The following is a 9,819-nucleotide window of genomic DNA, read 5'->3' on the forward strand; positions in this document are numbered from 1 at the left end:
TAGTCTATCAACATTGTGCATACTCAACCATGGTTGACGACAACACCTAGTTTCAATTCCTTATAGGTAGTCTATCAACCCGTACAAAAATCCTCAATCAACACAAGATTTTTATGAGTTTCAATTCCTTATAGGTAGTCTATCAACGTGGCATTTCTTTTACTAAAAGTCATGTATTGCTTATGTTTCAATTCCTTATAGGTAGTCTATCAACGAAGGATTACCAATGGATTAAGGACGCGCTTATCACGTTTCAATTCCTTATAGGTAGTCTATCAACCCAGTAAGAGGTCGTTTCTATCTTCTGCTATTGCCCGGTTTCAATTCCTTATAGGTAGTCTATCAACGGCATATTGTGTCTATTAGCTCTTCGTGGACTATGGGTGTTTCAATTCCTTATAGGTAGTCTATCAACCTTCAGATTGTGCTGATTGATGCTAGAACAAAAATTATGTTTCAATTCCTTATAGGTAGTCTATCAACCCAGCATAAAGCGGCTGGAATTGGCGCTGACCCAAGTTTCAATTCCTTATAGGTAGTCTATCAACTTTAGGGCGTGTCAATAGGGTAAAATAGACATAGGTAGGTTTCAATTCCTTATAGGTAGTCTATCAACAGTATTATCATCCTCAAGAGTTACCTTAACTTCAATCAGTTTCAATTCCTTATAGGTAGTCTATCAACCCATTTTAAAAGCAGCGAAGTCTTAATAAGAATACGGCTTCGTGGCTTTTCATGAATATTTAACATCAGACCATGAAATTTTTTCCTTTATTAGGCTTTACGAGCAAACTTCCTTATACTTACTACATTTCTGCAATATACAAAGTGTCGTCGACCTACCGGCATTTTTGCATTACCATAGGTCGACGACAAATTTTTCAAATCATGTTGCTTGTACTTGCACGCTCCATGCCTAAAATTTGTCGGCTATAATAGCGGGTCGTCCGCATATTATAAATAATAACGGAATCTTCTTCTTTATCAATAATTTTTTCTAACTCCATTGTTAATTTCTTATAATTAGCGTCAGAAATTTCACCCTCCAGGACGGAATTCTGCACCCAATTTAAATATTGACGGCATTTTTTCAACACCTTGTTAACCCGTCTTTCATTAACATCATACACCAAAATTATAAACAATTCATCACCTACTATCGAGCCTCAATATATAATGAGCAGGTGCAGCATCACCAGTTTGCAACAAACGGCTCATATTCTTTTTCACCGAATAGATGCTTTTCCAACTTATATAATTCCAGCCGGATGAGTCGACGATACGATACCGGCCGGCCAATTTCCCTATGAGTAATCGTAGCCTTCAGTTTATTTTCAAACTCTTCAATAAAACATTTCTTGCCTTTTTCTTTGAGAACAATACCTTCGGTATCCTGTTCAAAATCACGTTTGGTAATCATTTTGCGTCCTAAACAAGCAAATATAACACGATCAATGATAATGGGCTTGAAAATTTCTGATACATCCAAATTCAAGGTAAAGCGCCGAAAGTTGGTTGCGTGCAAATAGCCAATACGCGGGTCTAAATGTGTTTTGTAAATCTCACTTAAGCATAAAGAGTACATTAAAGAATTGCCAAAGCTAATAAGAGTGTTTAAAAAATTTTTTGGTGGACGGCGGCTCCGTTCCTGAAAACAAAAGTCCTTATCTTCAATAATGGCATCAAAAGCTTTGTAGTATTGTTCACGGATGTTTCCTTCAATGGCCATTAAAGAAGAAACATTACATGTATTCTCTATTTCTGGTTGCAAGGCTTCAATATTTCCCAGGATACTACCAACTTGCTTACCCCGGTTATAATAATATTTCAACACCTGCCGGATATTTTTTACAGCCCCATGAATAAACTGTTTGGCAATAGTCAATCGTTTACTTTCATCCAAATAGTACTCCGCCTGTTTCAAAATGGCATGACCGGAATTTAAATGTTCACGAGGATAAAAACTACCCATATAATATCCATAATGATTGAAATAGTGAAGAATAATTTCTTTCTGCGATAGAAATTCCAGGAGTTTTTTATTGAAGTCAACTTCTCCGAAGATCATGATATCGCCTACATCTTCCACCGGTAAAAACCGGCGGCCTGTCTCATTTTCAAAAAACAGGGTATTATCCTTGCGTTGTATTTCTCCATTAGAAAAGAAATAGAGCGTTTTTTTCATGACTACACCTTCTTCTTACCGCATGTTATCAGCACCAGCAATACTCGGAATACGCGCAATTCTTGCAAAAAGAAATTTTCTTCGGTACCGGTGGAGTCTCTAAGTACAGAATACGCAAAATTTCCCGCTGGGCCTTGTCCAATTCCACCTCAACAGCCTCATCCAAAACCACTTCTTCCCGTATCTTTTCCTTAGGAAACCTTAGCTCCCCCTTGGCCTCAATCCCACGTGCTTTCAGTTCGCGCAAGTAAAACGCCAATTGCATCCTGGCACTCTGACGATACTTAGAACTTTTCTTAATCTCACCAATCACCATCTGACCGTCTTCCATATGAATCACATCAATTTTACTGCCGCCGACCACGATTTCTTTTTTCTCCCGCTGGTAGGAGTTTTCACCAATATAGCGGCCCACAACCACATTGTCATTTTCCTGATCCGGTACAATATTATGTCCCATAAGCCAAGCCTCGCGCGGGCAGGCGTAATAGTACCAGATGAGAGTACCGCCGATCGTTATGTCGTCCATATCATGCATCTCCATTACACAATAGAGCTTCCATGCGCTGTAAAAAAAACTCTAAATCAGTAAGATTACGTTTGAGGATGCTTAAAAGTATCTCTGGGTCAATTCTGGCATAGTCATGTACCAATAGGTTACGAAATTGCGCCATCTTTTGATATGTCGCCGCCTGTTCCTGCGTAAGTACACCGTTTTCAGCAAGCACGACAAATATCTCGCGGTACGTGGCAGGCTCACGCCAGCCCTGATCGGCTATCCAATGACTACCAATATCCAGACAAGCTTCAATCGCTACTTGCAAGGTTCGTTCCACATACCGTCTCAGTTGCTTATTTCTCATAAATTCTTCCGCTGTTACGTCCTGCACGTCTTTTAAATCCTGAATATATTCAGCCAAATGGACTAACTTGCTGTGAACAAGTTCTTTATCAACCATTTGTTAAAAACCGTCCTTTGTCCTGATTTTTTTTAATAGTGCCGCCGCTCTACGCTCTAACACAGGCTGAAAATCAAAATACTCCCGACGCGAACGAACATCAAACTCAACTCGCCTTTGCCGGTCTTTCTCTACAAGCAACTTACCCGTCTTGCGAACCTGATATTGCAAAAAAAGCGGCGCAGATTCCATATCAATAACATCTGTTCGAATCCCGGTGAGCGCTTCTGCACCATCCATAATTTCCAATCTTAGATCAAATCGTTCCGCGGCTGAAAGGTTATGCTGAAATAAAATGGCTATGTCAATGTCACTGTCTTTTCGAATCGTGCCTTTTGCTACAGAACCAAAAAGCCAGGCAGCACTAATTTTGTTGTGGGAATGTAGGTACTGACATAGTTTTTTCAATATATCCTGTAGAATGGCCATTACACTCCCTTCCAATTTGTAAATACTCATTCGCATTAGGTCAAAATCGTTTGTCCTTAATACTAATAACACTGCATATCAAAATCATCATTTCGTTTAAGTCCGGTAACCGGGTCATAATAATGTCCAACATTTCCCTGATCCAATATATACAATGTCTGATATCCAATGAGTCTAGCTTCATGCCGTACTGCAAATGCGCTGGGGACAGAAATAATATATTGGCGCATTTTTTTGCCAATATCCTTCAGTTTGTTTCTTCGCTGTATGTCATCGTTTACTTTTAACACATCTTCTATCTGTGAGAGCAGTACCCCGGCTTTTTCATCCCATTCTACAAATAAATCAATGTATTCGCGTTGATCATCAATAAGCGAAAACGTTCCCACGCCTTTTTCCGAATCAAAATCCATGGTTTTAATTGCTTCAATAAGCATATCGGATTGATCAACAGATATTTTAGCCTTTATCTTTTCGTAATACAGATTTACCAGTTGACCATATTCGCTTTCCGGAATGACCGCCCCCAGTGACTCAAGTGCTGTTCGGGCTGCATGAATCATACTACTGCCATAAATCTTGCTGCCAAAACTTCTGCCATTATGATCCGTCATCCAAACCACCTGCACAAGTCCACAATTATCTCCGGCATTTCGGTTGCAACGTCCCGCGCATTGGATAATGGAGTCAACGGGTGCTATATCCCTCACAACAATATCAAAATCGACATCTACACCCGCTTCTACAACTTGTGTTGCAACCAGAATGATTTTTTCTCCCTCTTTTAGCCTATTCTCAACTTCCTTTAGAATAGCTCGCCGCTGAAGCGGAATAATATTAGTCGACAAATAATATAGCGCTTTTTGACCTAATTGGTTTTTGATTCGTTGATAAATCTCCAAAGATTGATTGATTGTATTCGCCACTATTAAATAGGATCTCTCTGCATCCCACTTTTCTACAAATATATTGCAGAATTCTTCCACCGTAATTTTGGTGAGTTTCGGCTGTAAACAGGTTCTGTGCAGTTGTTTGAAATAGTATTCATGGTGATCCAACAGCTCAATTGTCCTGTCAAAAAAGACCGGTTTCGTCGCTGTCATAAGAATGATCCGGCAATCGTAAAGTGCTGTCATTTTTTCAAATACATAGTTAACTAAGCTATAATACTCAACTGGTATGGCCTGCACTTCATCCAACAAAATAATGCTCCTGGACAACACATGATATTTCTTGAGCATTCGGTTGCGCTGCCCAATCATGGTTTGCAATAATTGTACAAAGGTTGTCACCACAATACCGCTATCCCAGTTCTCAATCAACAGTTCCGCTTGATCGCGCCGGTAATCTTCAGCCTCGTTTTTATATTCGGCATTAGATAAATGATGATGTTTTAGTAAATACAAGTTCTCATTGTTTTTAAAATCCTGAACAGCAGTATGTAAATCAGCAATAACCTGATAGTTTTGATCAATAATGGAAGTAAACGGCAATGCATAAATGATTTTGTGGGGTCCGCCTAAAAGTTCCTGCAATTTCTTGGCGGCAAAAAAGCCGGTAAACGTCTTTCCTGTTCCTGTCGGTGACGTAATTGAAAAAAACTTGCCTTGATTATAAACTTCTGCAATTTTTACTTGTACCTGGTCAAAAATTTGTGTTCGTATGGTGTCTAAATTTCCGGGATTACGTTCCTTTAGCATATTCTCTTTTTGTAAAGCTAAAGATTCAAATGACAGTTTGCGATCCTGAACCGGAACAATCCTAGCTGCACTCATTTTATCGGCAGCTATCAAAGAAGAATAGAGTAAATGATGAATAAAATAAGCTTTTTCATCACTTTCAAACTTAAAATCATCTACCTTATCTCTCAAAAAACATAAGATGTCTTGAAAAGACGTTTCTTGAGTCAAAAAGCCCTGTACGATATGATCCCAGCCAATTTTTTCATAGTCATTTGCAATTACATCTAAATGCTGAACCATATTTCGACGTTGTTCTTCCAAAATTTTTACTTTTAATCCAACCGTTTCAAATGGTTCGATTTTACGGAAATTTGCCGGCAAATACTCTTTACTTGAAAACGGTTTGAGATCGCCATGATGAGACAAAATTGTGCTGAAGATGCATATTGGAATTACAAAATTATCATCATTCAAGAAGCTCTTCCATACATATACACCAAACAATGCCGAAAGATAACCGTGATGACTGTACTCGCCCCAATCCTTCCGCCCATACAGGCGGTCTTGAAAGAAGGTGGTATACTTGCCGAAATCATGGGCATACCCAATAATTGCATGGATTTTCGATAACTGCATGTCACCATGGGCTTGACTATATTGGACTACTTCCTGCAAATGGTCAAACAAGTACTTTTCGGGAGCAAGATGTGAACAAAACATCATTTTCCACCTTCTTTCAAGTCAGATCACATAAACGTAATATACTCTTGCTGTTGATTGTACTGTACCAGCCAACAAGATGAATGGGAATGAAGTTTAACCTGCAAAGGCAATCCGCTGCCTTCCACAAAATAAGAACACGCCGGTAACAAAGTCCTGTCACACTCAAAATCACGCGGCATTTTTTCTCTCAACAGGGTAAACTCCTCGACTTTTAATTCTTGCACCTTATCTGTTTGAATCACCGTTGAAACGGGAACAAACTCCAATGCCGCTTTTTCAATAAAATCTACATCCGCGACATATGTTACATCAGCAAGAAAAAAAGCTGTTCCTAATGTGGGCGGATACGCAAACATCTCCTTACGCACTCGCTTGCTTAACTCCAAGGTCTTTGCTTCCTCTTCAAACGCCACATAAATCCGGTAAGAAACCCTGTCTATACCGGCAATTATTTCAAAAGGGATTTGGGTATGCTCCTTAGGCTGATTCAGTTCGCCTGTCGATACAGCCTTAATGTAGTTTACTGTTTGCGTCATACTGTAAGTCCGGCTGTTCTTTTTAACCGCAATATGCAAATACCGGGAACTCCATTGCTCATAATAACTGTCTCTTGGCAAACCAAACATAGCGGCAATCATTCCCTGTACAGTCGTACGGGGAGGAACCGAGTAAGATAACGAGGAAGAATTCGTATAAATCTTTCTAAAATGAGCGAACTTCCCCTCTACATCAAAGATAACTCCTTTCATCTCATCACATCCCTCAACCCAGTTCCACGGCTGTAAGACCTTCCAAGCACTCCTCTATATGTATGGGTTGTCCGTCATACATAAGTTGCAAATCAGTATCGGAAAAATAAAGTATCTTACTAATTTTGTCACTGCATGCAGATAAATATTGTTTCAACTTGCTAACATCAAGCTTATATTCGGAAATATCCCGAATACTTTCCAGATTGGTATCAAGCCGGATATAATTGCGCAAATCTTTTAACACAGTTTCGCTGTCTTTAAATTCCAAACGCAAATAAAGTCTGGGCTGTTGACCGATCTTGCTTCGGGTCGCCAATAGCGGAATCGCCTTCACCATAGCTTCATCCAAAAGAGCCAAATCGGATTCCGATAATCCGGTATAATCTGCCCTCTTACCACTAATCACTCCTGAAAAAGCCAATAACGAATATAATATCCGGTAGTCTTTTCCAATTGCTCCCTGTTTGTTGCCCGTCTTTGAAGCAAACGTTGATGTAATGCTAGATTCCAATAGTTTAACGGTATTGAGCGAATAGCCCCAATTGAATTGAACTGGCCCGGTTATCGCCTGATTATCTTTTTTAACAGGAATTGTTGCTCCAAACATCCGTATATCAATAAAAGCTTTTAAAGCCGCCTGTACCAAGTCTTCTTCTTTCTTCGAAAATGGCTCCACCCTCGTTTGGGCAGTAACAGGCTCTCCGTCTATTTTCTGCACGTACAATTCGTATCCTTTATCAAGTAAATAATCCCGTATATAGCGTTTTATCCGTAAATCGGAAACCAAATTGATATCGCGCTCATAGTCCATGCGCGGCCTGTTTTCTTCATCCGGATCACCGTTTGGATTGGTTAATTTGGCATCATAAAGATACAGCATCTGCCCGTTCACTATTGCCATTTGCTGTTTCCTCCTTATCTTTCTTTTTTCTTAAAGTTTGAAAACTATAACCGGACAACAAATAAAACAAACCCTCATCTTTACTTAATGTCCAACATTCCCGGTTTTTTCCCAGCAAATAAACATGCGCATTATAGATGCCTTCCGTAAATTTTAAGATTTTTTCCTGCCGCAATTTATTGAAAAGATCACCGGACAATTTCATAATACGCACTTTATCCATACCGTTAAAATTAATTTTATTCAAAACCGGTTTGTAAGCACCCTCTTCGCTGCGTTTGCTTTGCTCTCTGCCTATGGCTCCAATCAGAACTCCCAGCAAGAACAGAGCCGCTTGTTGCTCATTATAATGCATAGCTTGCATATATTCTTTCAATTCATCCTTAACAGTAAGAGACGAACTATCCAGCATATTCTCACCTCCTTCCAATCTCCCAAATTTTTGCAAAAAAGCTACATAAAACATAGCTTCAAGCACCTTGAATGAAAAATATTGCAGATCCGTATTTGACACATTATAGCCGGCGCGCTGCCTCCAAACGATTTGCAGCACCTCTGCAATGTTCGTGAAAACCCGTTCTTTTCGTAATCTGCGCTGATAAAAAATATCTTCATAAACGCTAAGCATTCTCTGATACTGTGCAGGATTGCCATCCTGCAATTTTATCGGATGCAAATAATAGATCATTTTTAGATATTGCTTGCCATATAAAAACTGACACGCTTTTTCAGAAAAAAAGCATCTAAACCGTTGCAAGACGTCGTTAGAAGAGGTTTCAATCCGCTTAAAAACAGACGGTTGCACATCTTTAATCATCTTTTGAATTTTAGTTGCTTGATTGGCTTGCCGGTAAAACAAAAAATTCAAGAGAAAACTATATCCGCCTTGCTTGTTTAATTTATCCAGCCGATTGGTAACATTATCTTTAAACTCACTCATATTCTTGATATTTTTGCTGCTGTCAATAAGTGGTTCAATGACACTTGCCATCTTTTTTAAAACCTGTCCATCCAATTGCTGCCCATAAAGTATATGCGGAATAATATACACATTAAAGTCTGCAATTCTACTCCGCAATTCTTTTTTTATAAATTTTTCAGCCGTTAAAAGACTCTCATAGCAGTCCCTGCATAATACAAAGTTCTTATCATAGTTTTTATTGTTCATATTGCGGGCAAAAATGCATTGATTTGTCGTATAATATTTGATCGACATGTCTTTTAGATCACTGGTACATCCTTCATCCGTTCCACATATACTACATACCAATCCATCCGAACTGCCGTCCGCCATGCGTTGAGCCAGCGACTGCTCAATCAGTTCCGTATATAGCGGATTCTGAGAGATTGATTCACCATCAATGCTAATGGTAAACAACCCAATTTGTTCCTTTCTCAGTTCAAACTTATCTTCACAGTACTTTACAAATTCTGCAGCCACTGTTGTAACCAATTTTTTATGCGCAGTTTTTTCATCATTGTCCTTTAGTATTTGCAACATCATCTCGATGCTTTTTGAATGACCCAGAAAGCGATGTACGTCCAACACATAGCGATATTTACTGTCAACATCCTGACCCAGATCACAAAAGAACGTCGAAATTACCTTCGCCACCTGGTCTTTGAAATCCCCTTCTTCCAACTTCTTTACAAAATTCGGCATAGATTGAGAAATCAGATTATCACATTTTTCAAAGGTGATATACCATTGTGGATTATTAGGCCCTCCCTCTCTGTCTAAAAGAACATATCGGGCAGCTGTTCTACTACTGATTTCCTCAATATCCAAATCAATTTTTTCTTCTTGCAACCGGAAGTCAATCTTGACAACATGGCGCTTTTCATCCTTTCTGGTCATAGGCTCTAATTTTTTTACTTTCTCGCTAATGGGATTGCTGTCTCTTAAAAGCGTTTTTCCCATGCCGATCATGGCTTCTATCACTGTAACACCTCCCGCCGGATATGAAACACCCTCTATCGAGCATCTCACCGATATTTTATTTTTATTATAATATCTTTAACATTAAATAACTTTCTAAATGTTGTCAATCTCAAACTAAAAGGATAATAAACATATTTATGATGGTAAAACTCAATGTAAATTTGGTATAATTAATCCTATAAGTTTACCTATAAGGATTTGAAACATTCGTGAGAATAAGGCATTTCAAATTCTCTCAGAGTTGAT

At 38.9% G+C, this 9,819-nt stretch carries 9 protein-coding genes and 1 CRISPR repeat array; all 9 genes read right to left on the reverse strand.

The features are described 5' to 3' along the window. Positions 1 to 49: 49 nt before the first annotated feature. Positions 50 to 684: direct repeats of the CRISPR family, unit length 30 nt; unit sequence GTTTCAATTCCTTATAGGTAGTCTATCAAC. A 197-nt stretch (positions 685 to 881) separates the two neighbouring features. The 9 genes from cas2 to P22_RS19760 all read right to left on the reverse strand — a co-directional run bounded on the left by cas2 (position 882) and on the right by P22_RS19760 (position 9,573). Continuing rightward, positions 882 to 1,145, reverse strand: coding sequence for a CRISPR-associated endonuclease Cas2 (gene cas2, locus P22_RS19720; RefSeq protein WP_054261946.1), 264 nt, complete (start codon positions 1,143 to 1,145; stop codon positions 882 to 884). 47 nt (positions 1,146 to 1,192) lie between these two features. After that, positions 1,193 to 2,185, reverse strand: coding sequence for a type I-B CRISPR-associated endonuclease Cas1b (gene cas1b, locus P22_RS19725; RefSeq protein WP_054261947.1), 993 nt, complete (start codon positions 2,183 to 2,185; stop codon positions 1,193 to 1,195). Between the two features lie 28 nt (positions 2,186 to 2,213). After that, complete coding sequence (gene cas4, locus P22_RS19730) at positions 2,214 to 2,714, reverse strand: CRISPR-associated protein Cas4 (protein ID WP_216598122.1); 501 nt, start codon at positions 2,712 to 2,714, stop codon at positions 2,214 to 2,216. Position 2,715: 1 nt separating this feature from the next. Further along, a complete protein-coding gene (locus P22_RS19735) occupies positions 2,716 to 3,105 on the reverse strand; it encodes a type VII toxin-antitoxin system HepT family RNase toxin (protein ID WP_172675888.1) in 390 nt (129 codons plus the stop codon). Positions 3,106 to 3,147: 42 nt separating this feature from the next. Continuing rightward, complete coding sequence (locus P22_RS19740; RefSeq protein WP_054261949.1) at positions 3,148 to 3,573, reverse strand: type VII toxin-antitoxin system MntA family adenylyltransferase antitoxin; 426 nt, start codon at positions 3,571 to 3,573, stop codon at positions 3,148 to 3,150. Between the two features lie 62 nt (positions 3,574 to 3,635). Continuing rightward, positions 3,636 to 5,978: a CRISPR-associated helicase/endonuclease Cas3 gene (locus P22_RS19745; RefSeq protein ID WP_082378573.1), complete on the reverse strand. Its 2,343-nt coding sequence runs from the start codon at positions 5,976 to 5,978 to the stop codon at positions 3,636 to 3,638. A 23-nt stretch (positions 5,979 to 6,001) separates the two neighbouring features. Further along, positions 6,002 to 6,727, reverse strand: coding sequence for a type I-B CRISPR-associated protein Cas5b (gene cas5b, locus P22_RS19750; protein ID WP_054261951.1), 726 nt, complete (start codon positions 6,725 to 6,727; stop codon positions 6,002 to 6,004). A 13-nt stretch (positions 6,728 to 6,740) separates the two neighbouring features. Next, on the reverse strand, positions 6,741 to 7,631 hold the full coding sequence (cas7b, locus tag P22_RS19755; RefSeq protein WP_054261952.1) for a type I-B CRISPR-associated protein Cas7/Csh2: 891 nt from the start codon (positions 7,629 to 7,631) through the stop codon (positions 6,741 to 6,743). Further along, positions 7,594 to 9,573, reverse strand: coding sequence for a TIGR02556 family CRISPR-associated protein (locus P22_RS19760; RefSeq protein WP_054261953.1), 1,980 nt, complete (start codon positions 9,571 to 9,573; stop codon positions 7,594 to 7,596). Before P22_RS19760 ends, cas7b begins: the two co-directional genes overlap by 38 nt. Between the last annotated feature and the right edge of the window lie 246 nt (positions 9,574 to 9,819).

Source organism: Propionispora sp. 2/2-37, assembly GCF_001298735.1.
GTDB lineage: Bacteria > Bacillota > Negativicutes > Propionisporales > Propionisporaceae > Propionispora.